Origin of the sequence: Saccharospirillum sp. MSK14-1, from assembly GCF_003054965.1 — a bacterium.
GTDB lineage: Bacteria > Pseudomonadota > Gammaproteobacteria > Pseudomonadales > Natronospirillaceae > Saccharospirillum.
In genome coordinates this window covers 663,714-690,435 of record NZ_MIES01000026.1, presented here as the reverse complement: position 1 = coordinate 690,435, position 26,722 = coordinate 663,714, and the positions used below count along the sequence as shown (strand labels likewise).

31 protein-coding genes are annotated in these 26,722 nt (G+C 56.7%); 16 read left to right on the top strand and 15 right to left on the bottom strand.

Features of this window, described 5'->3' with window-relative positions:
• Nucleotides 1-6: 6 nt before the first annotated feature.
• The 6 genes from BGP77_RS07230 (at nucleotide 7) to BGP77_RS07205 (ending at nucleotide 4,532) form a co-directional block, all read left to right on the top strand.
• On the top strand, nucleotides 7-330 hold the full coding sequence (locus BGP77_RS07230; protein WP_108164037.1) for an urease subunit beta: 324 nt from the start codon (nucleotides 7-9) through the stop codon (nucleotides 328-330).
• Nucleotides 327-2,033 carry an urease subunit alpha gene (gene ureC, locus BGP77_RS07225; RefSeq protein WP_108164036.1) on the top strand — a complete coding sequence of 569 codons (1,707 nt, stop codon included), beginning with the start codon at nucleotides 327-329 and terminating at the stop codon, nucleotides 2,031-2,033. Before BGP77_RS07230 ends, ureC begins: the two co-directional genes overlap by 4 nt.
• A 146-nt stretch (nucleotides 2,034-2,179) precedes the next feature.
• Entirely contained in the window at nucleotides 2,180-2,623 is a 444-nt protein-coding gene (gene ureE, locus BGP77_RS07220) for an urease accessory protein UreE (protein ID WP_108164035.1), read from the top strand.
• On the top strand, nucleotides 2,604-3,281 hold the full coding sequence (locus BGP77_RS07215; RefSeq protein WP_108164034.1) for an urease accessory protein UreF: 678 nt from the start codon (nucleotides 2,604-2,606) through the stop codon (nucleotides 3,279-3,281). Before ureE ends, BGP77_RS07215 begins: the two co-directional genes overlap by 20 nt.
• Nucleotides 3,282-3,293: 12 nt before the next feature.
• Entirely contained in the window at nucleotides 3,294-3,941 is a 648-nt protein-coding gene (gene ureG / locus BGP77_RS07210; protein WP_108164033.1) for an urease accessory protein UreG, read from the top strand.
• 15 nt (nucleotides 3,942-3,956) lie between these two features.
• Nucleotides 3,957-4,532 carry a HupE/UreJ family protein gene (locus tag BGP77_RS07205; RefSeq protein WP_108164032.1) on the top strand — a complete coding sequence of 192 codons (576 nt, stop codon included), beginning with the start codon at nucleotides 3,957-3,959 and terminating at the stop codon, nucleotides 4,530-4,532.
• 5 nt (nucleotides 4,533-4,537) lie between these two features.
• Here BGP77_RS07205 and BGP77_RS07200 read toward each other — a convergent pair whose 3' ends face one another.
• The 3 genes from BGP77_RS07200 to BGP77_RS07190 all read right to left on the bottom strand — a co-directional run bounded on the left by BGP77_RS07200 (nucleotide 4,538) and on the right by BGP77_RS07190 (nucleotide 6,396).
• Entirely contained in the window at nucleotides 4,538-5,119 is a 582-nt protein-coding gene (locus tag BGP77_RS07200; RefSeq protein ID WP_199224211.1) for an NAD(P)H-dependent oxidoreductase, read from the bottom strand.
• 54 nt (nucleotides 5,120-5,173) lie between these two features.
• On the bottom strand, nucleotides 5,174-5,524 hold the full coding sequence (locus BGP77_RS07195) for a MerR family transcriptional regulator (RefSeq protein ID WP_108164030.1): 351 nt from the start codon (nucleotides 5,522-5,524) through the stop codon (nucleotides 5,174-5,176).
• 71 nt (nucleotides 5,525-5,595) lie between these two features.
• Nucleotides 5,596-6,396, bottom strand: coding sequence for a pyrroline-5-carboxylate reductase (locus tag BGP77_RS07190; protein ID WP_108164029.1), 801 nt, complete (start codon nucleotides 6,394-6,396; stop codon nucleotides 5,596-5,598).
• 60 nt (nucleotides 6,397-6,456) lie between these two features.
• Here BGP77_RS07190 and BGP77_RS07185 point away from each other — a divergent pair, with 60 nt between their 5' ends.
• On the top strand, nucleotides 6,457-6,873 hold the full coding sequence (locus BGP77_RS07185) for a GFA family protein (RefSeq protein ID WP_108164028.1): 417 nt from the start codon (nucleotides 6,457-6,459) through the stop codon (nucleotides 6,871-6,873).
• Nucleotides 6,874-6,879: 6 nt separating this feature from the next.
• On the opposite strand, the gene BGP77_RS07180 is transcribed toward BGP77_RS07185, so the two are convergent.
• Nucleotides 6,880-7,563, bottom strand: coding sequence for a TetR/AcrR family transcriptional regulator (locus BGP77_RS07180; RefSeq protein ID WP_108164027.1), 684 nt, complete (start codon nucleotides 7,561-7,563; stop codon nucleotides 6,880-6,882).
• Between the two features lie 105 nt (nucleotides 7,564-7,668).
• Here BGP77_RS07180 and BGP77_RS07175 point away from each other — a divergent pair, with 105 nt between their 5' ends.
• Complete coding sequence (locus BGP77_RS07175; RefSeq protein ID WP_108164026.1) at nucleotides 7,669-9,705, top strand: NADH:flavin oxidoreductase; 2,037 nt, start codon at nucleotides 7,669-7,671, stop codon at nucleotides 9,703-9,705.
• Here BGP77_RS07175 and BGP77_RS07170 read toward each other — a convergent pair whose 3' ends face one another.
• Nucleotides 9,706-10,137 (bottom strand): helix-turn-helix domain-containing protein, encoded by a 432-nt coding sequence (locus tag BGP77_RS07170; protein ID WP_108164025.1) that lies wholly within the window; start codon nucleotides 10,135-10,137, stop codon nucleotides 9,706-9,708.
• A gap of 71 nt (nucleotides 10,138-10,208) precedes the next feature.
• Between BGP77_RS07170 and BGP77_RS07165 the strand changes: the two genes are divergently transcribed.
• Nucleotides 10,209-10,709, top strand: a complete 501-nt coding sequence (locus BGP77_RS07165) for a DUF2938 domain-containing protein (RefSeq protein ID WP_108164024.1) — start codon at nucleotides 10,209-10,211, stop codon at nucleotides 10,707-10,709.
• A gap of 10 nt (nucleotides 10,710-10,719) precedes the next feature.
• The gene (locus BGP77_RS07160; RefSeq protein WP_199224210.1) at nucleotides 10,720-10,944 is read left to right on the top strand and encodes a DUF2798 domain-containing protein; all 225 of its coding nucleotides are present in this window, start codon (nucleotides 10,720-10,722) and stop codon (nucleotides 10,942-10,944) included.
• Between the two features lie 9 nt (nucleotides 10,945-10,953).
• Here the strand turns inward: BGP77_RS07160 and eutC are convergent, their stop codons facing one another.
• The 4 genes from eutC to BGP77_RS07145 all read right to left on the bottom strand — a co-directional run bounded on the left by eutC (nucleotide 10,954) and on the right by BGP77_RS07145 (nucleotide 14,738).
• On the bottom strand, nucleotides 10,954-11,766 hold the full coding sequence (eutC, locus tag BGP77_RS07155; RefSeq protein WP_108164023.1) for an ethanolamine ammonia-lyase subunit EutC: 813 nt from the start codon (nucleotides 11,764-11,766) through the stop codon (nucleotides 10,954-10,956).
• Nucleotides 11,766-13,157 (bottom strand): ethanolamine ammonia-lyase subunit EutB, encoded by a 1,392-nt coding sequence (locus tag BGP77_RS07150; protein WP_108164022.1) that lies wholly within the window; start codon nucleotides 13,155-13,157, stop codon nucleotides 11,766-11,768. The genes eutC and BGP77_RS07150 overlap by 1 nt, the downstream gene beginning before the upstream one ends.
• Before the next feature lie 64 nt (nucleotides 13,158-13,221).
• A complete protein-coding gene (locus tag BGP77_RS18050; RefSeq protein ID WP_158269305.1) occupies nucleotides 13,222-13,389 on the bottom strand; it encodes a hypothetical protein in 168 nt (55 codons plus the stop codon).
• Between the two features lie 11 nt (nucleotides 13,390-13,400).
• Nucleotides 13,401-14,738, bottom strand: coding sequence for an ammonium transporter (locus BGP77_RS07145; protein WP_199224209.1), 1,338 nt, complete (start codon nucleotides 14,736-14,738; stop codon nucleotides 13,401-13,403).
• Nucleotides 14,739-15,188: 450 nt separating this feature from the next.
• Between BGP77_RS07145 and BGP77_RS07140 the strand changes: the two genes are divergently transcribed.
• Genes BGP77_RS07140 through BGP77_RS07115 form a run of 6 tightly spaced genes read left to right on the top strand, consistent with a single transcriptional unit; the run spans nucleotide 15,189 to nucleotide 20,989 of the window.
• The gene (locus BGP77_RS07140) at nucleotides 15,189-17,987 is read left to right on the top strand and encodes a monovalent cation/H+ antiporter subunit A (RefSeq protein WP_108164021.1); all 2,799 of its coding nucleotides are present in this window, start codon (nucleotides 15,189-15,191) and stop codon (nucleotides 17,985-17,987) included.
• Nucleotides 17,987-18,352 carry a Na+/H+ antiporter subunit C gene (locus BGP77_RS07135; RefSeq protein ID WP_108164020.1) on the top strand — a complete coding sequence of 122 codons (366 nt, stop codon included), beginning with the start codon at nucleotides 17,987-17,989 and terminating at the stop codon, nucleotides 18,350-18,352. Before BGP77_RS07140 ends, BGP77_RS07135 begins: the two co-directional genes overlap by 1 nt.
• Complete coding sequence (locus BGP77_RS07130) at nucleotides 18,352-19,854, top strand: monovalent cation/H+ antiporter subunit D (RefSeq protein ID WP_108164019.1); 1,503 nt, start codon at nucleotides 18,352-18,354, stop codon at nucleotides 19,852-19,854. Before BGP77_RS07135 ends, BGP77_RS07130 begins: the two co-directional genes overlap by 1 nt.
• Entirely contained in the window at nucleotides 19,854-20,342 is a 489-nt protein-coding gene (locus BGP77_RS07125) for a Na+/H+ antiporter subunit E (protein WP_108164018.1), read from the top strand. The genes BGP77_RS07130 and BGP77_RS07125 overlap by 1 nt, the downstream gene beginning before the upstream one ends.
• Nucleotides 20,336-20,605, top strand: coding sequence for a K+/H+ antiporter subunit F (locus BGP77_RS07120; RefSeq protein ID WP_108164017.1), 270 nt, complete (start codon nucleotides 20,336-20,338; stop codon nucleotides 20,603-20,605). The genes BGP77_RS07125 and BGP77_RS07120 overlap by 7 nt, the downstream gene beginning before the upstream one ends.
• Before the next feature lie 21 nt (nucleotides 20,606-20,626).
• Nucleotides 20,627-20,989: a Na+/H+ antiporter subunit G gene (locus BGP77_RS07115; RefSeq protein WP_108164016.1), complete on the top strand. Its 363-nt coding sequence runs from the start codon at nucleotides 20,627-20,629 to the stop codon at nucleotides 20,987-20,989.
• 33 nt (nucleotides 20,990-21,022) lie between these two features.
• On the opposite strand, the gene BGP77_RS07110 is transcribed toward BGP77_RS07115, so the two are convergent.
• From BGP77_RS07110 to BGP77_RS07085, 6 genes are all read right to left on the bottom strand, one after another.
• Nucleotides 21,023-21,361 (bottom strand): zinc ribbon domain-containing protein YjdM, encoded by a 339-nt coding sequence (locus BGP77_RS07110; protein ID WP_108164015.1) that lies wholly within the window; start codon nucleotides 21,359-21,361, stop codon nucleotides 21,023-21,025.
• An 82-nt stretch (nucleotides 21,362-21,443) separates the two neighbouring features.
• On the bottom strand, nucleotides 21,444-22,079 hold the full coding sequence (locus BGP77_RS07105; protein WP_108164014.1) for a cysteine hydrolase family protein: 636 nt from the start codon (nucleotides 22,077-22,079) through the stop codon (nucleotides 21,444-21,446).
• Nucleotides 22,080-22,094: 15 nt separating this feature from the next.
• Complete coding sequence (locus tag BGP77_RS07100; protein ID WP_108164013.1) at nucleotides 22,095-23,021, bottom strand: ABC transporter permease; 927 nt, start codon at nucleotides 23,019-23,021, stop codon at nucleotides 22,095-22,097.
• 1 nt (nucleotide 23,022) lies between these two features.
• Nucleotides 23,023-24,114 carry an ABC transporter permease gene (locus BGP77_RS07095; protein ID WP_108164012.1) on the bottom strand — a complete coding sequence of 364 codons (1,092 nt, stop codon included), beginning with the start codon at nucleotides 24,112-24,114 and terminating at the stop codon, nucleotides 23,023-23,025.
• Nucleotides 24,107-25,633 carry an ABC transporter ATP-binding protein gene (locus tag BGP77_RS07090; RefSeq protein ID WP_108164011.1) on the bottom strand — a complete coding sequence of 509 codons (1,527 nt, stop codon included), beginning with the start codon at nucleotides 25,631-25,633 and terminating at the stop codon, nucleotides 24,107-24,109. Before BGP77_RS07090 ends, BGP77_RS07095 begins: the two co-directional genes overlap by 8 nt.
• Nucleotides 25,630-26,718 carry a BMP family ABC transporter substrate-binding protein gene (locus BGP77_RS07085; protein ID WP_108164010.1) on the bottom strand — a complete coding sequence of 363 codons (1,089 nt, stop codon included), beginning with the start codon at nucleotides 26,716-26,718 and terminating at the stop codon, nucleotides 25,630-25,632. The genes BGP77_RS07090 and BGP77_RS07085 overlap by 4 nt, the downstream gene beginning before the upstream one ends.
• Nucleotides 26,719-26,722 lie beyond the last annotated feature (4 nt).

Below are 26,722 nucleotides of genomic sequence, written 5' to 3'. Positions count from 1 at the left end.
ACGACCATGATTCCCGGAGAAATTCAGGTTGCCGATGGCGACATTGAACTGAATACCGGCCGCAAGCGGCTGACGCTGAGTGTTGAAAACAGTGGTGACCGGCCAGTACAGGTTGGTTCGCATTATCACTTCGCCGAAACCAACCCGGCTCTGCATTTCGATCGCACCGCCGCCCTTGGTTTTCACCTCGACATTGCCGCAGGCACCGCCGTGCGTTTTGAACCAGGGCAGTCGCGCACCGTCACCTTGGTGCCCTTTGTGGGCAAGCGCGTTGTTCAGGGCTTTCGCGCTGAAGTCATGGGCGCTTTGCCGAAGGAGAAGCAACAATGAGTTCGATCGATCGCCAAAGTTATGCGCAGATGTTCGGCCCCACCACCGGTGACAAAGTTCGCCTCGGCGATACCGATTTATGGATACAGGTGGAAGCGGACCACAGTCAGTACGGCGACGAAGTGAAATTCGGCGGCGGCAAAGTGATACGCGACGGCATGGGGCAAAGCCAACAGAGCAATGCAACCGCGGTTGATCTGGTGATCACCAATGCGTTGGTGCTCGATTACTGGGGCATCGTTAAAGCCGACATCGGCATTCGCGGTGGCCGTATTGAAACACTCGGTAAAGCCGGCAACCCAGACATCATGGATGACGTCGATATCATCATCGGCCCCGGCACTGAAGTGATTGCCGGTGAAGGCAACATTGTCACCGCCGGCGGCATTGATGCGCACATTCATTTTATATGCCCACAGCAAATTGAAGAAGCCTTGATGTCCGGTGTGACCACCATGATTGGCGGCGGCACCGGCCCAGCCACCGGCACCAAAGCGACCACCTGCACACCCGGCCCGTGGTATTTAGGCAAGATGTTGCAAAGCACCGATACGATGCCGATGAACCTGGGATTTTTGGGCAAAGGCAATGGCAGCCAGCCGGAAGCTCTGGAAGAACAAATCCTCGCGGGTGCGTGTGGATTAAAGCTGCATGAAGATTGGGGCACCACACCGGCGGCCATCGACAATTGTTTGAGCGTCGCTGAAAAATACGATGTGCAGGTCGCGATTCACACCGACACGCTGAACGAATCGGGTTTTGTCGATGACACCCTTGGGGCATTTAAAGACCGGGTGATTCACACCTACCACACTGAAGGTGCCGGTGGCGGCCATGCTCCGGACATTATTAAAGCCTGCGCGCAGTCCAACGTATTGCCGTCGTCCACGAACCCGACGCGGCCTTATACCGTCAACACCATCGACGAACACCTCGACATGTTGATGGTGTGCCACCATCTGGATGCGCGCATTCCCGAAGACGTTGCCTTCGCCGATTCGCGCATTCGCAAAGAAACCATTGCCGCTGAAGATTTATTCCACGACCTCGGTGCGTTCAGCATGATCGCTTCCGACTCTCAGGCCATGGGTCGGGTCGGTGAAGTCATTACTCGCACCTGGCAAACCGCTGACAAGATGAAAAAGCAGCGCGGTTTATTGGCGGAAGATCTCGATCTGGGTTGCGATAATTTCCGCGCCCGTCGCTACGTTGCCAAGTACACCATCAACCCCGCCATCACCCATGGCATTGCTGAAGACATCGGTTCTATTGAGCCAGGCAAACTGGCCGATCTGGTGCTGTGGAAGCCTGCCTTTTTTGGCATCAAACCGGCGATGATTTTAAAAGGCGGCATGATTGCCGCCGCCCCCATGGGCGACCCGAATGCGTCCATTCCCACACCACAGCCGGTGCACTACCGGCCCATGTTTGGTGCTTATGGCCAGGCCGCGGCACAAACCTCCATCACCTTTGTCAGCCAGGCATCGCTCGATGCCGACATCGGCAAACAATTGGGATTAACGCGTCCGTTAGTCGCCTGCAAAAACACCCGCAATATCCGCAAAAGCGATATGAAACTGAACGACTGGCAACCGGATGTCAGCGTCGATCCGCAAACCTATGAAGTGCGGGCCGATGGCAAGTTACTGACCTGCGAACCAGCCACCGAACTGCCATTAGCGCAGCGGTATTGTTTGTTCTAGCACAGACACAGCCCCGGGCTCGGGTGCGACTTCAGTGACCGTCGGCAGCAGGGATGCTGCCGTCGAGCGTCCAGGGAAGGATTTACAGCGTGTCACTGAAGTCGCACCCGAGCCTGGGGCGGATCCATTACCACAGGACCAAACACATGCTCAATATCCACGAACGTCTAGGCACCCAAACCCCGGTTGATTCCGAAGCCGGTGTCACCCTGACTTTTGAACAACGCGAAAAAGGCCGACTCAGAGTGTTCGCTGACAACGGCGAAGAAGTTCGCTTATTTTTAGAACGTGGTCGCCCTCTTGCGGTCGGCGAAATATTAAAGAGTGAATGCGGCCGTCACCTGCAAGTAAAAGGCGCGCTCGAAGCCACCGTGATCGCGCGTTGCGACGACTGGCCAACCTTCGCCCGCGCCTGTTATCACCTGGGCAACCGCCACACCAAAGTGGAAGTTGGCGAGCGCTGGTTGCGCATTCAACCCGACCATGTATTGGAAGACATGCTGCACGGCCTGGGTTTAACCACCGAAGCGGAGATGGCAATTTTTAATCCAGAATCCGGAGCTTATAGCCATGGTCATCACCACCACTGATGGCAGCCTGTTAAGGCTGTTGCAGTTGGCGAGTCTGAGCTTACCGGTGGGCGGATTTTCGTTTTCACAAGGCTTGGAAAGCGCGATCGAAAACGGTTGGCTGACCGACCGAGACAGCACACGCGAGTACTTGTCGGCACAGATGAAACTGTCGCTGGCGCGGCTGGATTTGCCGTTACTGCTGCGCGCACTCAACGCTAACGAGAACGGCAACGTTGACCAACTCAGCGAATGGAATGACCTCGCGCTGGCGTGTCGCGAAACCAAAGAATTACGCCTGACCGACACTGCCATGGGTGCCGCCTTGGCGAGACTGTTGCGACACCTCGATATGCCCTTGCCGTTCGCCCCGGCGACCGAGTTGAGCTTTGTTACCGCCTTTGCCATCGCCGCGTCGCGCTGGGGCATTAATGCGCAGGCCGCTGCCTTTGGCTACAGCTGGGCCTGGCTGGAAAACCAGGTTGCCGCCGCCACAAAACTGGTCCCACTGGGCCAGACCGATGCGCAGAAATTACTCGGCGAATTACAACCGGAGATTCCGGCCGCACTGGCCAGCGCAGAAAACTTAAATGACGACGCCATCGGCGCCGGCTTACCCGCGCTCGCCATCGCCAGCGCCCAACACGAACATCAATACAGTCGTCTGTTTCGATCTTAAGGAGACAACAGAATGAGCCACAACAAACAAACCTTACGCGTCGGTGTCGGCGGCCCAGTAGGTTCCGGGAAAACCGCTTTATTGCGCTCGCTTTGCGCTGCGCTGCGCGAACACTACGACATTGCCGTGGTGACCAACGACATCTACACCCGCGAAGACGCCGACTTCTTAACGCGCCACGAAGCGCTCGATGCCGATCGCATTCTGGGCGTCGAAACCGGTGGCTGTCCGCACACCGCTATTCGCGAAGATGCGTCGATGAATCTTGCAGCCATTGATGAACTGGTTGCACGCCATGGCGCTTTAGATGTCGTCTTTGTCGAAAGCGGCGGCGACAACCTGAGCGCCACCTTCAGTCCGGAATTATCCGACTTAACCATCTATGTGATCGATGTGTCTGCTGGCGACAAAATACCGCGCAAAGGCGGTCCGGGTATTACCAAATCTGACTTGCTGATTATCAACAAAACCGACCTGGCGCCGTTGGTTGGTGCCGATCTGGATGTGATGGATCGCGATGCCAAAACAATGCGCGGCGACAAACCCTTTGTGTTCTGCAACTTGAAGAAAGCCGAAGGCTTGGATGCCGTTATCGACGTCATCGTGCGCGAAGGCATGCTCGAATCGAAAACTCTGCCGCCGGCTCAAGCGGTTGTTTAAATTCAGGAGAACGTTATGAAAAATCTGCTTCGAATCAGTCTGAGTTTAGTAGCGGTTCTGCCATCGCTCGCCTTGGCACACAGCGGCCATCACGAAGCCAGTCTGGCGTCTGGTTTTGGTCATCCTCTGGGTGGTTATGATCATCTGCTGGCCATGGTCGCCGTGGGCATCTGGGCAGCCTACTTAGGCGGCTCTGCCCGCTTTTGGGTACCCGCCAGTTTTGTCCTGGCGTTATTGCTTGGTGGTGCTGCGGGTATGGCCGGCTTCAGCTTGCCTGCCATGGAGCCGATGATCCTTGCCTCCAGCGTTGCCATCGGTTTGGCCCTGGCGTTGGCCGGACGCGTACCGACAGTATTAGCAGCCGCCGGCTGTGGTTTATTTGCGGTCTTTCATGGTCTGGCGCACGGCCTGGAAATGCCGGCCAATGGCAGCGCCTTTGGTTACGCTGCTGGCTTTGCATTGGCGACGGTGTTGTTGCATTTGGCCGGCCTGGCCAGTGGCGCGCTCAGCCAGAAACTGGCCGGTCGAGAACTGGAACGTTGGGCTGGCGCCGCCATTGCTTTATTGGGCGCCAGCTTAGCCATTAGCTAAACCAACTAGCGGCCTGCCGCTCCCAGGCGGGCCACTTTTTCCAGCCAGCGCCGGCGTTGTTGTTCGGTGGATTTCACCACCGGACCGAAGCTGGTCACCCGCACCGGTTTGATGCCGCAAAATTCCATCGTTGCGGTTTTTAGCAAGCGCACACCCGGTTTTTTCAACACCAGTCGGTCGTACCAGATGGGTGTATCCATGGTCAGAATTAAGCGTGCGCTACGGCCAGTGAGCAGACGTTCAGGCAACAGCGAATTGGGTCGATATTTAAAACCGAAACCGGGGTGCAGGGCGCGATCGAACAAGCCTTTTAGTTTGGCCGGTGGTCCACCCCACCAGGTGGGTGCGACGACAACCCAATGGTCGGCCCACTGCAATTCGGTCTGGAAGATTTCCAGGTCAGTTTCCAACGGCTGGACGCGATCATAGCCTTCGATCAGGTCCGGCTCGAAATCCATTTCACCGATATTCAGTTGATGCACCTCGTGCTGCGCCTTGGCGGCAGCGACATAGCGCTCGGTCAACGCCTTACTCAGGCTATCGGTTTTCGGGTTGCCATTTAACACCAGTATCTTGCGACTCATCATTATTACTCCTCAAACAATGAACCGTCAGTCTGGCGTCTGACCCTAAGGGCAAAGTCAAGCGTCAGTACAACGTTGCCAATCGTTAAGGCATTGATCGATGGCATTGAGCGCCTGTTGACGACGCTGAATGTCGTCGTGAAGTGCCTGACGTTTGCGTTGCAGCAAGGCGGCAACGCCGGTCGAATACGGCGCTTGCGGATCGACCGGGCCAGCAGCACGGATTTCGTTCAGCGTCAGCCCCAGTGCTTTGGCCGACTGAATGAACTCGACATAGTGGTGATGTTCTTCGCTGTAATCGCGATAGCGGCCACGCCGTCTCGGCGCCGGCAGAATGCCCAGGCTTTCATAATGACGCAGCGCCTTGGGTGTGGTGCCGGTGCGACGAGCGAGTTCCCCGATATACATTCTCAAGCCCTGAAAAAATGCTTCACCTTAGCAAATGGGGGAATCTGCCGGGTTTTCCAGATGGCAGTGATTTATCGTGCGGAGTTTTTCAGTTCAACCTGATGCGCAGCCGTTAAAGCCTCGGCCAGGTTTTGCTCGAAGCCACTGTCGATCAACGTCTGCAAGGCTGCCGCGCTGACACCCTGATAACCAACCAGCGTATCGACCATGGCGGTCGGGTCGGTGCCTTCGCGCAGCAACAGTTCACTGCCACCGGCCAGCGTTTGCAAGACGGCCTCCAGTGCCAGTTCATCATCCAGCCCCTGAGCTTTGGCATGCGCCAACATCGCTCGGCCCAACAAAGCCGGCAGCGCCGGACCGGGGCCTGACAAAGCAGCCAGATAACTGAAAGCGGCTTCGGTCGGCACTTCACGCGCCGTGCCGCAGCTGGATAGCAGTTGCTGCACGCTGTCGCGATCCGCTGGCGACACCGCTTCGGTGGCCCACCACGGATAAAACGCCCGGCCAATTTCGGCGGCGGCATTCGGCATGGCACGCACGATGCGGTGGGTTCCCAACGACTGTTTCAGTTGATCGGCATCGGTCATTGCCAACAGAGAAACCACCGTTTTGCCGTGTGCATTTACCGACAACGCGGGCAAATCCTGCGGGCGGACCGATAAAACAATCAGGTCTGCCTGCTCAACCAATTGCTGATTATCAGTGGTAATCTCAACGCCCGGCCAGTCGGCATAAACGGCCGCTTGCGGTGAACGCGACGAGACGATTAATTGCGCCGGTTCGATAATGCCTTGTGCCAAAGCGGCCCGCCCCAGCGAACGTCCCATCCAGCCAAAACCACCGATGATGCCGATGCGTGTGTGATCTTGCATTTGCCAAATCTCCAAAAAGCAGGGAAATTAAAGCCCCTTGCCAACCGCCGGATCCCGACGATGACCGACCTTAAATATCCGCTCAAAGGTGCGTGCCAATGTGGTGGCATTACCTACGAACTGGCCGAGCCGCCGTTAAAAGTCATGGCCTGCCATTGCCGCCAGTGCCAGAAGCTGTCGACCAGTGCGTTCAGTGTGACCGCCCTGGTGAAAGCCAGCGCTCTCACCCTTCATGGCGAACTGAAATTCTGGGAACGCACATCCGACAGCGGCAACACCAATGGTGCCGCTTTCTGCCCTGACTGTGGCAATCGTATCTACCACTTTAATCCGGCTGACCCGGAGCACATCAAACTCAAACCCAGCACCCTGGAAGACACCCGGGTGATTCAACCGACCTTGCACGTCTGGGTGAGTGAGAAGCAGGATTGGTTCGAGCTACCCAGCGGCGTCGAAGCACACCCACGCCAACCCTGATCGACCTCAACGATCGGCCAGCCAGGTTTCCAGCGTCTGGCTTTGATGTGTTTCCAACCAGCCTTTCGGGTCATCGTGATGGCGTGCTACAAAGCGCGCCAGATCACCGTCCGTACACGTTCGTCCGGTGAAAACGCGCACGTATTCCGCCATCCGGCTCAGGCGCTCGCTTAAATCTTCCTGAGTGCGCATGGAGATGTAGCCAATCTGCGTTAAATAGATGGTCCGCGCCCGGACATCGGCTTCACCATCGGGATAGTCATAACGTTTAAGCATGGCGCGCAGTGCTGCCAACCGACGCTCGTCGGCCTCGGCAACGGCGTCAGCGACATCGCTCGATTGCAGTGCCCAATGGCGCACGGCGTATTCAAAGTCGGCATCAAACAGCTTCGGCTCCAGCCAGCAATCGAACACATTCAGCATGGCTTCCATCACGTTTTCGGCATAGCGCTCAGTCTGACCCACCAGTCCCTGGGTGTTGGTGTTTTTCCAGCGCTCGATGAGCTGACTGAGCAAGGCATCACGGTCTTTGAAAAACCAGTAAAAACTGGTGCGCGAGGTGTTCATCGCCTTAGCCAGCGGTTGAATTTTTACCGCCTCGACACCGGAACGAACCAGGGTTTCATAGGCCAGGTTCAGCCAGTCTTCCGCGCGCCCCTTATCGGCGCCTTTCTCCGTATGAGCGGTCATGATGGTCCATATACGACACAAGATGTACATCAGTGTCTTATATATTGACACCTATGTACAGTCATCGCTAAGTTGACGGCTCGCCCACCCAAGCCGAGGCTCGTCATGGCCCTTGATCCGTTGTTGCAGCCCTACCAACTGAAGCATCTGACGCTGAAAAACCGCCTGATGCTGACCGCCCACGAACCGGCCTACCCGGTGGATGGCATGCCCAAGGAAGCCTATCGGGCTTACCACGTTGAGCGTGCCAAAGCCGGCATCGGTCTGACCATGACCGCCGGTTCCGCCTCGGTTGCCAAAGACAGCCCGCCGGTGTTCAACAACATCCTCGCCTACCAGGATGAGGTGGTGCCCTGGCTGCGTGATCTGACCGACGAATGTCACGACTACGGCACGGCGGTGATGATTCAGCTGACGCATCTGGGACGACGCACGCGCTGGGACAAAGCCGACTGGCTGCCCACTCTTTCGGCATCCAGCCAACGCGAAATGGCCCACCGTGCCTTTGCCAAGCAAGTTGAAGACTGGGACATCGAACGCCTGATCCGTGATTACGCCGATGCCGCCGAACGCATGCAGGCAGCCGGTCTCGATGGTTTGGAATTACAGGCCTACGGTCATTTAATGGATCAGTTCTGGTCGCCGTTAACCAACACACTCGAAGCCCCTTACGGCGGTCATCTGGATAACCGTTTGCGTTTTACCTTTGACGTGCTCGGCGCCATCCGCGAACGCGTCGGCCCCGATTTTTTATTGGGGGTGCGTTACACCGGCGACGAAATGCTCGACGGCGGCCTGACCGCTGAAGAAGGGTTCGGCATTTCGCAGCGCTTAAAAGACAGCGGCCTGGTTGATTTTCTCAATGTGGTGCGTGGTCATATTGATACCGACCCGGGTTTAACGGATGTGATTCCGGTGCAAGGCATGCGCAGCGCGCCGCACCTGGAATTTGCCGGTGAGATTCGCAAGCACACCGATTTCCCCACCTTTCACGGCGCCAAAATTCAGGACATCGGCACCGCTCGTTACGCCATCGAAACCGGCAAGGTCGATATGATCGGCATGACCCGAGCGCACATGGCCGATCCCCACATCGTGCGCAAACTGATGGCCGGCCAGGAAGATCGCATTCGTCCGTGCGTTGGTGCAAATTACTGTCTCGACCGCATTTATCAAGGCGGCGCGGCTTACTGCATTCACAACGCCGCGACCGGGCGCGAAACCACCATGCCGCAGGATATTGAACCGGCCGACGTGACCCGCAAAGTAGTGGTCATCGGCGCCGGGCCCGGCGGCCTGGAAGCCGCTCGCGTGGCCGCCGAGCGCGGACACACCGTCGTGGTCATGGAAGCCATGAGCGATGCTGGCGGTCAGATTCGGCTCACGGCACAAAGCGAACGTCGTCGCGAGATGATCGCCATTACCGATTGGCGCGTGGCCGAATGCGAACGACTGGGTGTCGAATTTCGTTATAACTGCTGGGCGGAAGCCGACGACGTGCTGGCCGAAAAACCGGATGCGGTGATTGTCGCCACCGGCGGTTTCCCGATTGACGATCAGCCCAGCAACGGCCATGAATTAACAGTGTCGAGCTGGGACATTTTATCCGGCCACGTGAAACCCGGCGCACGCGTTTTACTATTCGATGAAGCCGGTGATCATCCCGCATTGCAGGCTGCCGAGATCATCGCGGCCAGCGGTGCTGAACTGGAAATCATGACGCCGGATCGCAGCGTGTCGCCAGAAATTATGGCGATGAATCTGGTGCCTTATATGCGCAAGCTTCAGCGCGATAATGTCCGTTTTACGCCGACCTATCGATTAACCTCGGTCACCAAAGACGACGCCGAATTGGTGGCCACCGTCGGCAGTGACTACCTCAGTATTGCGCAACAACGGCGCGTCGATCAGGTCGTGGTGAACTACGGTAACCGCCCGCTGGATGATCTGTATTTCGACTTAAAACCGCACTCATCCAATGGCGGCGAAGTGAATTACGACGCCTTGATTGCCGGTGAATCACAGGAAGTGATTCGCAACGATACGGGCACCTTTCAGTTGTTTCGTATTGGCGATGCAGTGTCGTCGCGCAATACTCATGCAGCCATTTATGACGCCTTGAGGTTGGTGAAAGACCTGTAATTATCCACGGCGTCGGGTCGACGGTTTGGTCCGTTTTTGCTGGCGCACGGCCGTCACCGTCGCCCCTTTTAATAACCGCTGGAACGAAGGACATTCCATGTAGCTCGGAGCCTGACAATTCACGGCGTGACGCAACCCATCGCGCATCGCCGTTAATTGTTTGATGGTTTGATCAAGCTGATCGGCCTGATCAGCCAGCCGTTGTCGATCGATGTTGGGCGTACCCGGCACGCCGAGCATGGGAGCGATGTCATCTAGCGATAAACCCGCCGACCGACCCAAACGGATCAACGCCAGGCGTTCAACCACGTTAGCGTTGAATTGACGACGCAAGCCATTCCGCCCAATCGAGCGGATCAGTCCTTTCTCCTCGTAATACCGCAATGTCGACACCGTCAGTCCACTGCGTTGCGAAACCTCGCCAATGTCCATCTTCGCGCTTGACCTAAAGTTAACTTGAGGTTGTAGCCTAACCTCTCACCAACAAATAAACAGGCGTTTTTATGAATCTTTGGTTAAGCACCTTACTGATGGGCGTGGCGGCAACGGCGTTCATTGATCTGTGGAGTTTGGTCCGCGCCCAGTGGCTGGGCGTGACCAAGCCAGACTTTGGTCTGGTTTGGCGCTGGATGGCGGGCATTCCTGCCGGACGATTGCAATCGCCCAATATACAGCAAGCCCCGGCGGTGCCCGGTGAAGCCTGGCTAGGTTGGTGCGCTCATTACGCCATTGGGGTCAGCTTTGCTGCAGCGCTGATCGCTTGGCAGGGCGAGCATTGGCTAACAAAGCCCACCTTGCTCCCCGCGTTAGTGGTCGGCCTGGTGACAGTGATGGCGCCGTTTCTTTTGATGCAGCCGGGCATGGGCTTGGGCATTGCCGCGGCGAAAACAGCGCACCCGAATTCTGCTCGGCTGCACAGCCTGATCACTCACCTGCTGTTCGGTTTCGGGCTCTACGGCAGTGCCGTGCTGATTCAGCTTTTTCGCCACCCATTATCCCTTTAAGGAGTGACCGATGCGTATTCCCGCGCGCTATTCACCCTGGCTATTCAGCGCCATTTTATCGGCCATTATGGTCTGCGTGGTCACTGCTTTTGTGTTGCTGATGTCACAAGGTTTTAGCGCAACCTTTGGGCGACAATGGCTGAACAGTTGCCTGACCACCTGGCCCATTGCGTTCCCCACCGTTGCGGTGGTGGCCCCCTTAGTCAGGCGACTGGTGGCTGCAATCACCGTATGAAGCGGTGCGTCAGCCGTCGGCTTTGGGCACCAGAAAGTTGTTGTGCGTCGGCGCTTCCAGAATGTCACTGGCGGAGTCGTCCTTAAGCTTTACTCCGGAATAACCCAGCTTGGCCGCCTCACGCATTAGCCAACACAATCGGCGGCTGGCTTCGGCAAAGGCGAGGCCGGCCGGTCGAATGTTCGACACGCAATTGCGGTCGGCATCGCTGCTGTCTTGGCCGGCGTGAAAGGTGTAATAAATGCCCAGACTGTCGGGCGAACTCAGGCCTGGGCGTTCGCCGACCAACAGGACGAGATGATCGGCACCGGTGCGTTCAGCAATGTCATCACCAATGGCAACCCGACCCTGATCGACACGGCACAGCAACGCCGTCTGCACATTTAACTGAGCGATATCGGGCAATAATTGTTGCACCATCTTCGGGGCCTGTACCTCAACGGCTGTCGACGACAATCCATCGGCAATAACGATGACGACCTGCGGTGCGCCGTGTTGTTCACGCCAGCGCATCAGTTGTTGCGCCGAATCGGCATTGAGTTTTCGGCCCAGGTCCGGACGTTGCAAATACTGATTTCGATCCTCTGCCTGACTGTGCAACGCCAGAGCTGGAACACCCGACGCTTGCATCACTGCATCCAGTTCGCGCCAGTCGATGGGGCGTTTTACCGCATCGCGCGCAGCAGCATGCGCCAGTTGAAAATCCAGGTGGTGTTGCGTCGGCAAACTGATGCCACTGCGGCCCAGACCAATGCGCGCGTCAGTGTATTCGCGCAGTCGCTGCCAGCGGTTTTCCTGTACGGTTTTTGGTTGGTCGGCCATTAAAAATGGTGCCCCAGAGTGTTCTGAAAGGCGGCGGGTAATTGATCGCCTACTGACAGCCGCCCTGACTCGGAAAAAATGCCCATGCGCTGTAACCAGGCGTCGAATTCCGGCGCGGGTTGCTTGCCTAACACATCACGCACGTAGAGCGCATCGTGAAAGCTGGTGGTCTGATAATTGAGCATGATGTCGTCGCTGCCGGGAATGCCCATAATAAAATTCACGCCCGCCACCGCCAGTTGCGTCAACAGCATGTCCATGTCGTCCTGATCGGCATCGGCGTGGTTGGTGTAACAAATATCACACCCCATCGGCAGGCCGAGCAGCTTGCCGCAGAAGTGATCCTCCAGGCCGGCACGGATGATCTGCTTACCGTTAAATAAATACTCCGGGCCAATAAACCCGACGACCGTATTGACAAGCAATGGATCGAAGGCGCGCGCCACGGCATAGGCACGCACTTCACAGGTTTGCTGGTCGACATCGTGGTGCGCATTAGCAGACAAGGCGCTGCCCTGTCCGGTTTCAAAATACATGACGTTGTTGCCAACCGTGCCACGTTTTAATGCCAGTGCGGCCTGATGCGCTTCGGCTAATAACGCCAGATCAATACCAAAACTTTTATTGGCTTTTTCAGTACCGGCGATGGACTGAAACACCAGATCAACCGGGGCACCTTTTTGCATCGCCTGAAGGTGCGTACTGACGTGAGTAAGCACACAGGACTGGGCGGGAATGTCATAATGCTGGATCACATCGTCGAGCATTTTCATCAACGTCATGACCGCTTGCGGACTGTCAGTGGCGGGATTAATTCCGATCACCGCATCGCCATTGCCGTACAACAAACCATCAAGCACGCTGGCGGCAATGCCCGCTGGATCGTCGGTTGGGTGGTTCGGTTGCAGACGCGTCGCCATGCGGCCGGACAGGCCAATGGTATTGCGAAAGGCGGTCACGACTTCGCACTTCTGTGCCACTAAAATCAAATCTTGCACGCGCATAATTTTACTGACGGCGGAGACCATTTCCGGCGTTAATCCTGGTGCCAGTTTGCGCAGGCTGGTGGCATTGGCCGCATCGGACAACAGCCAATTGCGGAACTCCCCGACGGTTAACGACGCCACCGGTGCCATTGCGACAGCATCGTGTGTATCGACAATCAGACGACTGACTTCGTCACGTTCATAAGGAATGACCAAGTCGTTGAGAAACGTCTTTAACGGCACATCTGCCAGCGCCATTTGCGCGGCCACGCGTTGCTCCGCCGATTCAGCAGCAACACCCGCGAGTTGATCGCCTGAACGCAAGGGTGTGGCTTTTGCCAGCAAGGTTTTTAAATCTTCGAAGTGCCAGCGGTTGCCGTAACAGTCAAACGAATAGGACGCCATACTTTCCTGCCTTGATTAACGCAAAACGCCGGAGTCGAACTCCGGCATTTTAATCGGTACTGCTTTATTCCTGATAATCAATATAGCTGTGGTTTTCGTGTTTGTAGGTCGAGATGATGACGCCAACAGTCACGATCACCGACAGTACAAAAATACCAAACACAACTGCGGGTTTGTCGGCAAAGGTGAAGACCGCTTCTGCGCCTTCCCACGTGGTGATAGGACTGGCCATGATGACTCTCCTTAAGCAGTGACAGCAGCACCAGTGCCGCTGTTATCAGGTTTGGAAGCCGGCACGGCTTCGGGATAGGCTTCCAGCGGTACTTCTACCAGATCAAGCCCTGCAATTTCAGCTTTCGGCGGTACCCGCAGCACACCAAATTTGGCCATGATCAACGACAGCACATAGCCGGGAATAAAGCCCAGTGCAGCCATCACACCGGCACTCGCCAGTTGACCAAAAAAGCTGACATCCGGGCCGTTCACGTTCGGATACCCCGAGAAAATACCCAGGCTGACCACGCCGATCAGACCTCCCACGCCGTGCACCGAAAAAGCGCCGACGGCGTCATCCAGTTTAAACTTTGAGGTGATGAATTTGTCAGCCAGCGGCGTAACCACGCCACCGATAATGCCCAGCAAAAATGCCAGCGGCGGGTAGTACAGATCCAGGCCAGGAGCGGCCGAGAAAATACCGGCCAGTGCACCGGACATCATCCAGAACGGCTGACGGGTAATAAAGTAGGCACCAATAATACCGCCAGAGAATGCCATCAAGGTATTAAAGCTGACCGCTGACAACGTGGTTGGCGTGCCAAAAATGGTCGTCCACTGCGCGCCCGTGTTGTAGATGATGCAGCCACCGAGGAAGCCGAAGAACCCTACGATGATCAACATCAGTCCGATGATGCTCATCGGTGCACTGTGGCCTTTGATGACGATCGGTGTACCGTCCGCGGCAAAGCGCCCGATACGAGGGCCGAGGTTGATGATCACACCCAGGGCAAAGAAACCGGCCACCATGTGCACACAACCGGCGGCACCGAAATCGTGGAAACCCCATTTGGTGGTCAGCCAGCCATCACCGTGCCACCCCCAGGACGCACCGAGAATCCACACCCCAGAGCCGAGCACTATCGCCAAGATAATAAAGGAACTCATGCGAATGCGTTCGATCACCGCGCCGGAAAAAATCGAGGCAGTCGTGGCGGCAAAGAGAACAAAGGCGCCCCAGAAAATACCGGTGCCATTATCCATTATGTTCGGGCCCATGGCCGACAGCCAGGGAACGCCACCGGCACCGGCTTCAAAGTCGGGAATAAAGCCGCCGTACATGGCCAGATAAATCCACCAGCCAAAGAAGAAAAACGTCGGAATAATAAAGGCAAAGGCGAGGATATTTTTCACGCCCGACGCCAAGGCATTTTTCAGCCGTGACGCGCCCATTTCATACGCCAGAAAACCTGCGTGAATGATGACCATCAGCCCTGTACACCACCAATAAAAAACCTCCATATTGATGGTGCCGGACATTTCGATCATCGCCTGTAATTGTTCCGGGGTCAGTGCCATTTCCGTCATACCGAGTTCCTTTTGTGAAAGAACGGCGTGCACCGCACCGTCATTGCTTACGACCGACCACCGATCAAAGCAATAACCGCGCCCTGGATTAAAAAGCGGTTAAAAAGCAAACACTTAATTTGTTTTCGTGAATAAAGGTTGAGGTTGAACCGTCTACTTTGGCACTAGGGTGAACCCGTAACGAAGCCGTCAAGCGCCGTCGAGGTGCATTTCCACGAAGCTCCGTGTGTAAAGGCTATGGGTGTGATAACCCGGAGCAAGCCAGTTATTAACGTACTCGCACTGGCCTTAGTACCCAGACCCCACTTTGTGAAAGCGTTCACCAATCTGGACGCCTCTCTAGGGGTTGGCTATTCTCATTGGCCGTTGAACACTGAACGATACCGGTCACTGTTAGAGGCGCTTCACGCCGATAGCGGTCACCGCCCTATGCTTTGGAGCCTGCGTTCGATGAATTTGCTTTGGATACCACTGTTAACCCTGATCGGCACAGTGGTTCCGCCGCTGACCATTCACTTTGGTCGTAGTGCCTGTGCTTTTTTCACCGCCTTACTGCCCGCGGCGGCGCTGGCGTTGGTGTTGTCCAACCTGCCGGCGGTCTTCGATGGGCAGACGCTGGTGTCGACCATCGACTGGGTGCCGTTGCTGGGCTTGTCGGTCTCGGTGCATCTCGATGGACTGGCGCTGCTGTTCGCCATTCTGGTGCTGGGCATTGGCCTGCTGATCATTCTCTACGCCCGTTATTACCTGTCCGAACAGGATTCTATGGGCCGCTTCTACGCCTATCTGATTCTGTTTATGACCGCCATGCTCGGCATTGTGGTGTCGCATAACCTGATTCAGATGTGGGTGTTCTGGGAACTGACCAGCCTGTCGTCTTTCCTGTTGATCAGCTTCTGGCATCACAAAACCGAAGCGCGCAAAGGGGCGCGCATGGCGTTGACCGTCACCGGCATGGGCGGCCTGGCGTTGCTCGCCGGTGTGCTCTTGATTGGCAAGATCGTCGGCAGTTACGAGCTGGGCGACGTACTGGCCAGTGGTGATCTGCTGCGCAATCACGCCGCCTACCCCATCATCATTGCGCTGGTGTTGCTCGGTGCTTTTACCAAGTCGGCGCAATTCCCGTTTCATTTCTGGCTGCCGCACGCGATGTCGGCGCCAACGCCAGTCAGCGCTTATCTGCATTCGGCCACCATGGTCAAAGCCGGCATCTTTTTGATGGCGCGGTTTTATCCGGTGCTGGCCGGTACCGAGCTGTGGTTCCTGGTGGTCAGTTTGACCGGCCTGCTGACCATGCTGCTCGGCGCTTATACCGCCTTGCTGAAACACGATCTGAAAGGCTTGCTGGCCTATTCCACTATCAGCCATCTGGGTCTGATTACGCTGTTGCTCGGCATGGGGTCCGATCTCGCGGCTGTCGCAGCGGTGTTCCACATCATCAACCACGCCGCCTTTAAAGCCTCGCTCTTTATGGCGGCGGGCATCATTGATCACGAATCCGGCTCGCGCGATATGCGCCAGTTAAACGGCCTATGGAAATACATGCCGTACACGGCGACGCTGGCGATGGTCGCGGCGGCGGCCATGGCCGGGGTGCCGTTGCTGAATGGCTTCCTGTCTAAGGAAATGTTTTTTGCTGAGACGCTGCACCAAAGCTCGCTCGGTTCCCTGAGCTGGATGATTCCGGTACTGGCGACCATCGGCGCTGGTTTCTCGGTGGCCTACTCGTTGCGTTTTATTCACGATGTGTTCTTCAATGGCGAGCCGGTCGATCTGCCCAAAACCCCACACGAACCGCCGCGTTATATGCGCGTGCCGGTGGAAGTGCTGGTGGCGCTGTGTCTGCTGATCGGCATCTGGCCAGCGCTGTTGGTGGGCGATCTACTGGCGTCGGCATCGTTGGCGGTGATTGGTGGCGAGAAGCTGCCTTACTACGGGCTTTATATTTGGCACGGCTTTAACCTGCCGTTGCTGATGAGTGCGCTGGCCATGGCCGGTGGCGCTTATGTTTATGTGAACCGTCATAAATTGTTCCAGTTTCAGGCGCAGTTCCCGGAAGCCAACGCCAGCCTGCTGTTCGACGGCTTTATCAAAGGCTTGATGAAACGCTGCGCGACGCTGATCAACTGGATCGATAACGGCTCGCTGCAACGCTACACCTTCTTCCTGGTGATACTGGCGCTGATTCTGATGGCCGCGCCGCTGTTTAACCTGAACGCCACGGCCGGTCTGAAACCGCAGATTCCGGTCGATGCGGTCATGCTGTCTGGCGCGGCTTTGCTGGCGTTCTGTTCGCTGGCGACCATCATCTGGCATCGCCAGCGATTGGTTGCGCTGCTGATGTTGTCGGTAGTAGGGCTGATTGTCTCGCTGGCGTTCGCGTTGTTCTCGGCGCCGGATTTGGCACTGACGCAGCTCTCGGTCGAGGTGGTGACCATCATTCTGCTGTTGCTGGCGCTTTACTTCCTGCCGCAGAACACGCCCAAGGAATCGACACCCCGACGCGTGGCGCGTGATCTGTCGATCGCGGCGCTGATCGGTGGTGTGATCGGCACGCTCAACTACGCGTTGCTAACGCGTCCGCTGGACAGTATTTCCGATTATTTCCTCGCCAACGCCAAAGAAGGCGGCGGTGGTACCAACGTGGTGAACGTTATTCTGGTCGACTTCCGGGGCTTCGATACGCTCGGTGAAATCACCGTATTGGGCATCGCCGCACTGGGTATCTACAAGCTGATTTCGCGCATGCGCCTGTTCAAACCGACCGGCGATTCCAGCGGTCGCCCCTGGGCCGAAGACAAGCATCCGATGATGCTGGCGGTGATCTCCCAAGGCTTGCTGCCGCTGGCGCTGCTGGTGTCGGCGTATATTTTCCTGCGCGGTCACAACCTGCCCGGCGGCGGCTTTATCGCCGGCCTGATCACCTCCATTGCCTTGATTCAGCAGTACATCGCGCACGGTGTCGACTGGGTGAAAGACCGGCTCAAGGTGGATTACCAGAAGGTCATTGGCAGCGGTTTATTGATTGCCGTACTGACCGGTCTGGGCGCCTGGATATGGGATCGGCCGTTCCTGACGTCGTGGCACGACTACCTCTACTGGCCCATTGTCGGCAAGTTTGAAGTCGCCAGCGCCATGGCGTTCGATCTGGGCGTCTACCTGACCGTGGTCGGTGCCACCCTGCTGATCCTTGCCAACCTGGGCCAGCTCACCACCGGTGAGCGAGCCCGCGAGACGGAGCATCAATAATGGAAGCGGTATTCGCTTTTTGCGTCGGCCTGATGACCGCCTGCGGCGTCTTTCTGACCTTGCGCGGACGCACCTTTCCGGTGGTCGTCGGCATCACCTTGTTGTCCTACGCGGTCAACCTCTTCTTATTTTCCAGCGGTCGTTTAACCATTAACGGCGCGCCGATTCTGGGCAATGGCAGCTACGCCGATCCGTTACCGCAAGCGCTGGTGTTAACCGCCATTGTGATCGGTTTTGCGATGACCGCCTTTGTGGTCATCCTGGCCATTCGCGCCCGCGCCGATCTGGGTAACGATCACGTTGACGGCACCAATCCGCCCGCCGAAGAAACCGCCAGTGCGGCGGCTGATAAGGAGAAGCGTTGATGTCTCATCTGCCGATCCTGCCCATTCTGATTCCGCTGTTGATGGGCACTTTGATGTTGCTGCCGCCGCTCGGTGGCGGCATTCGCCGTCAGCGCACCACCAGCGTGATCAGTCTGCTGGTGTTAATCGTCGCGGCCTTTTTACTGCTGCAACAAAGCCTGATTCAAAGCCAGATCTACGTGCTGGGTGACTGGCGTCCACCCTTTGGCATCATTCTGGTGGCCGACCGTCTCTCGGCGCTGCTGGTGTTGCTCACCTCGGTGTTGGCGTTCGGCGCGCTGCTCTATTCACTGGCTGGCGACGACAACAAAGGCAAGTATTTCCATTCGCTGTTCATGTACCAGTTGATGGGCATTAACGGTGCTTTTCTGACCGGCGATATCTTCAACCTCTTCGTCTTCTTCGAAGTGTTGCTGATCGCGTCTTACGCCTTGTTGATTCACGGCGGGGGCAAACAGAAGACCCAGGCGAGCGTGCATTACGTCACCCTGAACCTGATCGGTTCGGCCTTCTTTCTGTTCGCGCTGGGCATTCTTTACGGCACGCTGGGCACATTGAACATGGCCGACATGGCCGTGCGCGTGGCCGACCTGTCGCCCAGCATGCGCATTCTGGCGCAAGCCGGTGTCTTGCTGTTGCTACTGGTCTTCGGTCTGAAAACCGCCATGCTGCCGTTGCATTTCTGGCTGCCACGCACCTATTCGGTCGCCAGCGCGCCAGTGGCGGCGCTCTTCGCCATCATGACCAAGGTGGGCATTTACGCCATCTTCCGCATTCACACCGTGGTCTTCGGTGCCGGTGCCGGCGAGCTGGCTTTTGTCGCCGTGCCGTGGATCTGGCCGCTGGCCATTGGCACCATTGTGGTGGCATCGATTGGCGCCTTAGCCGCACCGACCCTGCGACTGCTGATCGCCAACCTGGTGCTGATTTCCGCCGGCACCTTGTTGCTGGCCATCGTGCTGCTGAACCCTCAGGCGTTTATCGCCGGGCTGTATTATCTGGTACACACCACCCTGGTCACTGGCGCCTTGTTCTTGCTGGCAGATCTGATTGCCACACAGCGCGGCCAGGCCTCAGACCGTTTTGTGGTCAGCCGACCGATGGCGCAGGCGCCGATTCTGGGTGCGCTGTTTTTAGTCGCAGCCGTTACCGTGGTCGGCCTACCGCCACTGTCCGGTTTTATCGGCAAAGCGTTACTGCTGCAGGCGGCTGATACCGTCGTTACCATGGCTTGGGTATGGAGCACCATTCTGCTCAGCAGTCTGGCAGTGATGGTGGCCTTGTCCCGTGCTGGCACCAACCTGTTCTGGCACCTGTCGGGCTCCAAACCCAGCGATGAAAAAGCCGCGCCGGTGCAGTTAGCCGCCATCATTCTGTTGCTGCTGGCGTCGCCGCTGTTGGTGATTTTTGGTGGCTCGGCGACCGAATTTGCCGCTGGCGCCGTCGCTCAGATGGAAGCCATTTATCCGGATGTGCAACCGCTGCTGGAAGGAGGTCGCTGATGAAACGCCTGTTGCCCCATCCCTTCCTGACGCTGATTCTGTTCGTGGTCTGGTTGCTGTTGAACAACTCCATCGCACCGGGCCAAATCCTGTTGGCGGCCATTCTCGCGGTGGTCATTCCAAAGCTGACGACGCCGTTGCAGAAAACGCACCCAACCCTGCGCAAACCGGTATTGGCTGCGCGTTATGTGCTGATGCTGCTCTGGGATATTGTGCTGTCGAACGTTGAAGTGGCGATTCAGGTGCTCGGTCCGCTGCGCAAACTGAACCCGGGTTTTATTGTGATTCCGCTCGACACCACCGAACACCTGCCGGTGACTTTGCTGGCGTCGAGTATTTCACTGACGCCCGGCACGGTCAGCGTTGAGGTGAGCAAAGATCGCCGTCACCTCTATGTGCATGTGTTGAATCTTGACGACGAAGCCAAGACCATCGCCACCATCAAGCAACGCTACGAAAAACCGCTCAAGGAGATGTTCGGATGCTGACACTGATCATTCTGATCTGTTGCGCCCTGGTCGGTTTGGCGCTGCTGTTGAATCTGTACCGTCTGATCCAGGGGCCGAGCGTGCTCGATCGCATTCTGGCGCTCGACACCATGTACATTAATTCCATCGCACTGATTGTCTTGCTGGGGCTGTTCTTCGGCTCACCGCTGTACTTCGAAGGCGCCTTGCTGATTGCTATGCTGGGCTTTGTCAGCACCGCAGCGCTGTGTAAATATTTGTTGCGCGGCGACATCATCGAATAACGCAAAGGACGGAAGAGCACCATGAATGCTGTAACCGAATGGATCGTGGTAGCGCTGCTGCTGTTGGGTTCGATTTTCCTGTTGGTCGGCTCCATCGGTCTGGCCCGACTGCCGGATTTTTTCACCCGCTTGCACGCGCCCACCAAAGCCTCAACGCTGGGCATCGGTGGCGTTTTGATCGCGTCCTGTATTTATTTCAGCTTTGACCAGAATGGTCTAAGCGTGAAGGAGTTGGTGATCACGCTGTTCCTATTGATCACCGCACCGATCACCGCCCACATGCTGGCCAAGGCGGCGCTGCATCAAGACAGCCCGCCACTGGAACGCACCCGCAATGCGGATCTCACGGCAACGGCCAAAGATCGGGAAAACCCCACGCAATAAACCGATCACCTCGCCACGGACGGCGAGGCAACATCAGGCTTTCTTCACGAATTCCGATTTCAGTTTCATCGCACCGATACCATCGATCTTACAATCGATGTCGTGGTCGCCATCGACCAGGCGGATGCTTTTCACCTTGGTTCCCACCTTCACCACCGACGATGAGCCTTTCACTTTCAGGTCTTTGATCACGGTCACGGTATCGCCGTCGGCCAGCGGTTGACCGTTGGCGTCGGTAATAACCGCGGCGTCGTTTTCCGCCGCCGCTTCGGCAGCCGACCATTCGTGGCCGCATTCTGGGCAGACCCACAGGCCCCGGTCTTCATAGCTGTATTGGCCCTGGCATTGCGGGCAGGCAGGTGTATCGCTCACATCGAGTCTCGCACTGGCTGGAGTAAGGCGCGCTACTATACCTCAGGCCAAAGCGCGTGGTTTGATTAATGTCAGTTGAGCTTCACGACGCGATGCGCGACAACACGGACGCCGTGGCCGCCACTTCGCCAAACTCATACGCGAATGTCGTCAGCGCCACCTTCTGAACTTCCTCCGCCGATACCGCGCCAAACCCCAAATCCGGATACGGCATGGCGGCCATGGCATCACTGAGCGCAATCACTTTGTATTCACGATGCACCGCATCGCGAAGGGTGGTATCGCAACAGACATTGGTGACGGTGCCACAGATCAGCAAGGTATCGATATCCCGCGCGCGCAAAATGGTATCGAGATCGGTGTTGTGAAAACCGCTGTAGAACAATTTATCAACCGTAATGTCACCGGGCTGCGGGCGGAGTTCGTTGATGATCTCAACCTGCGGATGATTGCGTGCCAACACCTGATCCACATCTGGATACAGATCACGCATCCGGCCGCTGTCACTGCCATCGCCGCGCAACACATGACGCAGATAAATCACCGGTAAACCGTGCTGGCGACATTGCTGTGCCAACGTCTTGATCGGCGCAATAATGGATTCCGTGGCAGGCACATAGAGCGCCCCGTCCGACTCGCAGAACACGCGCTGCATATCGACAACAATCAATGCTGTGCGTTCACGACGAATGGGCCAGGGCTGACGTAACAGAGGCATGCTTGTATCGCTCGACTAGGTGCGTTCTTCGCGAATAAACGGACTGCCCAACGCACCCGGCTGACTGCTGCTGTCACGCTTACTGACTGCCACCCAGATCATCACGCCGAGTGTAATCAGATAAGGCGCCATAAACACAAAGTACTGCGACAGCTTAATGCCCGAGGCAGCCAACTGCGGAATCAAGGCTTCGATGCAGCCAAAAAGCAACGCACCCGCGAGCGCTTTCCATGGCGACCAACGCGCAAAAATCACCAACGCCACGGCAATCCAACCACGACCGCCGGTCATGTTGGCGATCCATAATTTAGTGCTGAGTACGGAAATAAAAGCACCGGCCAAACCGATCAGCGCCGCACCGATCACGATGGCCGCCAGTCGATAACCAAGCACCGGAATGCCCGCCGCATCGCCAGCCTGTGGGTTCTCACCCACCGCCCGTAACCGCAACCCGGCGGTGGTTCGATACAACGCCCAGACACTGAGTAAAAAAATCAGCGGCGTGGCATACACCACTGCGTTTTGAATAAACACCCGACCCAGGATGGGAATGTCGGCCAATCCCCAAACCGCGAATTCACTAAGGCCGGGCACCGGCCGGTTGACCCAGCCAAACTGACTGCCAATCCAGGTGCTTAAACCCTGACAGAAGAACACCAATACCAGACCGGAAATCACCTGGTTGATGCGCATGACCAACACCATTAAGGCAAACAACAACGACACGACGCTGGCCGATACCATGGCCGCGATCAACGCCAAGGGAGTGTTTTCTATGCTCAGATAAGCGCCAATACCCATGACGGCGCCGACCAACATTAAACCTTCGGCACCGAGCGCCAGCACGCCGGATTTTTCGGTGATGATGAGCCCTAAGGCGGCCAACGCAAAGGGCACCGCGAACTCTGGCGTATTACCCAGCCAACTGCTGATTAAAGCCATGTTAATCGCCTCCCTGAATACGACGAATGCGATGACGAATAAAGAAATCCGACGACGCCACACAGATCACCAGCACCGCCTGAATCAACTGAACCATGGCAAACGGAATTTGATAAAACACCTGCAGACTTCGACCACCGACAAACAAGGTCGCAATCAACAGCGCCGCGCAGGTCGCTGCGATGGGATTATTGCGCGCCAGAAATGCAATCAGAATGCCGGAGAAACCGTAGCCAACATAAAACGAATGCGTCAGCCGACCTTCCTGCCCAGCGGCCACCATCAGCCCGGCCAAGCCGGCCAAGGCACCAGAGAACAACACCGTTATTAAAATAATGCGCGCCGTCGGTACACCCAGCGCTCGCGCCACGCGCGGGCTCTGATCGACAAAGCGCAAATACAAACCGGCACGCGACAAACTGACAAACCAGAACACCACAACGGCAATAACAAGCGCCAGTGGAATCGATAAACTGAGACCACCAAAGACATCGGGTAATAATTCGAAGGCTTCGTATTTGGGCGAATAGGGGAAGGCGTCTTTGGGGTCTTTCCAAGCCCCGTACATCAGGTGCAGCAAGAAATTGATGGCGACGTAATTGAGCATCAGTGTCGATACAATTTCATTCACGCCCAGTTTTAAACGCAACAAAACAGGGACCACGGCCCACAATAAACCACAGACCAAAGCGGCAATGATCATCAGCGGTAAGCGCATGGCAGGATGGCCCACTTCCCACATGGTTATTGCGGTCGCGCCGATGGCGCCAAAGATCATCTGGCCTTCTAAACCCAGATTCCAAAACCGTGCACGAAACGCCAGACAACCCGCAAGACCCACCAGAATTAACGGTGATGCCTGAAAAATAACCGATTGCAGACTTTGCACATCGAGCAAGGTGTAGAGCACAAATTCATTAAGCAATTCACCAGCGGGAACACCGGCAGCAACCAGAATAGCGCCGGAAATTAACAGGCCGATCAGCAAGGACGCGGCGAGAATAATCGCCTGCCAATACCAGGCCATTTGCTGGCGAATTTCCAGGGAAAATTTGTAACTTAATAACGGACGTTTTACTGCGTATTCAGACATGATTCACCATGGCCTGACCAATGGCCTGACGATCGGCCGGCTGAGAAAATTCGGCCACAATGCGACCGGCAGACATCACACCAATGCGATCGGCCAGCGTCAGAACTTCATCCAGATCTTCGCTGATCAACAACACCGCCGCGCCTTGATCGCGCGCCGCTTTTAAGCGTTCACGCACCGCCAGAGTGGCTTTCACATCGAGTCCGCGACTGGGGCTGTGAGCGAGCACAAGGTTAGGAGGGCGACTGAATTCGCGAGCAATCACCAACTTCTGAGCGTTGCCACCCGACAACAAGGCTGCCTTTTGTTTTTGCGAGCGCACGCCCTGTACATCAAACTGCAAAACGGCGGCATCGGATGCGTTTTCAATCGCGCGCTGACGTAACCACCACGGCGGCCCATAACGCCCGGAGTGAATGTCACCCAGGGCAAAGTTATCCGCAATCGACAAAGGGCCTGCCAACGCGGCGCCATAGCGGTCCGCCGGAATGGAGGCAATACCGAGCTGGCGTCGTTGCAAGGCACTGAGGTCAGACAACGAACCCTCACCGATCAACTCCACCTCTCCGGTAACGGCTTCGGGCAAGCCCATCAGCACATTGGCCAGTTCACTTTGGCCATTCCCCCCGACACCGGCAATGCCATAGATCTCACCTCGGTGCAGTGTTAAATCAACGCCGTTTAACGGCGGATGGCCGTCACTCACCTGGCTGACTAACTGACGCACAGACAATAGGGCGTCACCGGGTTCCGCCGCGTTCATGACGGGTTCACTGCGCTCGGCCGATTCACCGACGGTGAGTTTCACCAACTCATCGACCGACACCGAATCCGGTTTCAAACGGGCGATGGTTTGACCGGCGCGCATGATGGTGACCTGATCGGCGTACCGCAGCACATCGTTCATCTTATGCGTGACCAGAATCACCGCCGCGCCTTCACGCGCCAACCCTTGCACCGTCGTTAACAAACGCTCGGCTTCATCTTCCGTCAGCACCGCCGTTGGTTCATCGAGAATCAGCACCTTGGCGCCGGCAAGCAGTACTTTGACGATTTCCACCCGTTGTTGTTCGGCAATCGACAGGCGGCTGATGCGTGCATCGGGGTCGATGTGAAAACCCAATTTTTTTGCCATGGCGCGGATATCGTCCGACACCTGGCGCAACCGCTGACGATGCCAGCCGCTGCGTAATTGGTGGCCAAGATTGAGCAGAATGTTCTCAGCCACAGTAAAGGGGGTGACCAGCTTGAAATGCTGGTGCACCATGCCAATGCCGAGTCGGGCCGCCTGCTTGGGCCCTTTCAACTCGACGGCATTGTCATCAATAAACAGCGATCCGCCTTCCGGGCCATAAAGCCCCGCTGCGATGTTCATCAGCGATGATTTACCCGCACCGTTCTCCCCCAGCAGCGCGTGGACTTCACCCCATTTGGCGGTAAAGTCAGCGTCGACCAAGGCACGAAAGCCATCGAAGGTTTTGCTGACGCCGGTCAGCTGGATCGCGTTTTCTGGCTTCATTGCTGAGTAATCACTCCGTCGACAAACCAATCCATTTGCCACAGATCGCCATCGGAAACCGTCTCACCTTCGGCGGCAATCACATTGCCATTTTGATCAGACAGCGGACCGGCGTAGATGTCGAGTTCGCCATTCAGCAGCAATTCACGAGCGGCCATAATCTTGGCTTCTTCTTCGGCATCAACACCAGGACCACAGCAGGCGATATCGGTGCCGCCTTCTTCCATCGACAACAGCGCGCCATATGGATTCGGTTCCCAGTTACCGGCGATGATTTTTTCCAGTTCGTCTTTCAGGAAACGATCCCACACCCAGACGGAAGAACAGACGGTCGCTTCGGGTGCGAACTCGCGGAAATCGCGATGATGGCCGGTCCCGTACACGCCATTTTCCTGCGCCACCAATTGCGGCGTCGGCGTATCAACGTGCTGACCAATCACATCGGCACCCTGGTCGATCAATGCCTGAGTCGCGGCGCGTTCTTTGGTCGGATCATTCCAGGCACCGGTGTAAACAACGGTCACGGTTGCATCCGGGTTCATTTCACGCGCGCCCATGGCGTAAGCGTTGATGGTCCAGTTGACCTGACCGAAAGGGTTAGCCGCGACAAAGCCCAGCTTGCCTGTTGGTGACGCCGCACCGGCAGCCATGCCACACAGGTACTGACTTTCATAAGTCCGGCCGTAGAAGGCCAGTAAATTGTCGGCGTTGGTCGTGCCCGAGCCGTTCAAAAAGGCCACATCCGGATACTCTTCAGCCAGAGCCGCAAAGGTGTCGGAATAACCGAAGGCGGTTCCGATGATGATGTTAGCGCCGCGCTGAATCAGACGGGCAACAGCCGGGCGAATGGCCGATGCGGTTTCCGGCACGCTTTCCACGTACTGAATGCTGACATCAAGTTCGTCTTCGAGTTTCTGGCGGGCTTCGTCGAACGCCTGTGTCCAGCCACCGTCGTTTGTTGGCGAGATATACAGCATGGCAATTTTCGGTTCTTCACTCAGAGTAAAGCCTTCGGCAAAGCTGACATTGGCCAGGCCAATGAGGCCTGCCAGCACCATAGAGGCGCGGATTGCAAAGTGTTTCATGAGA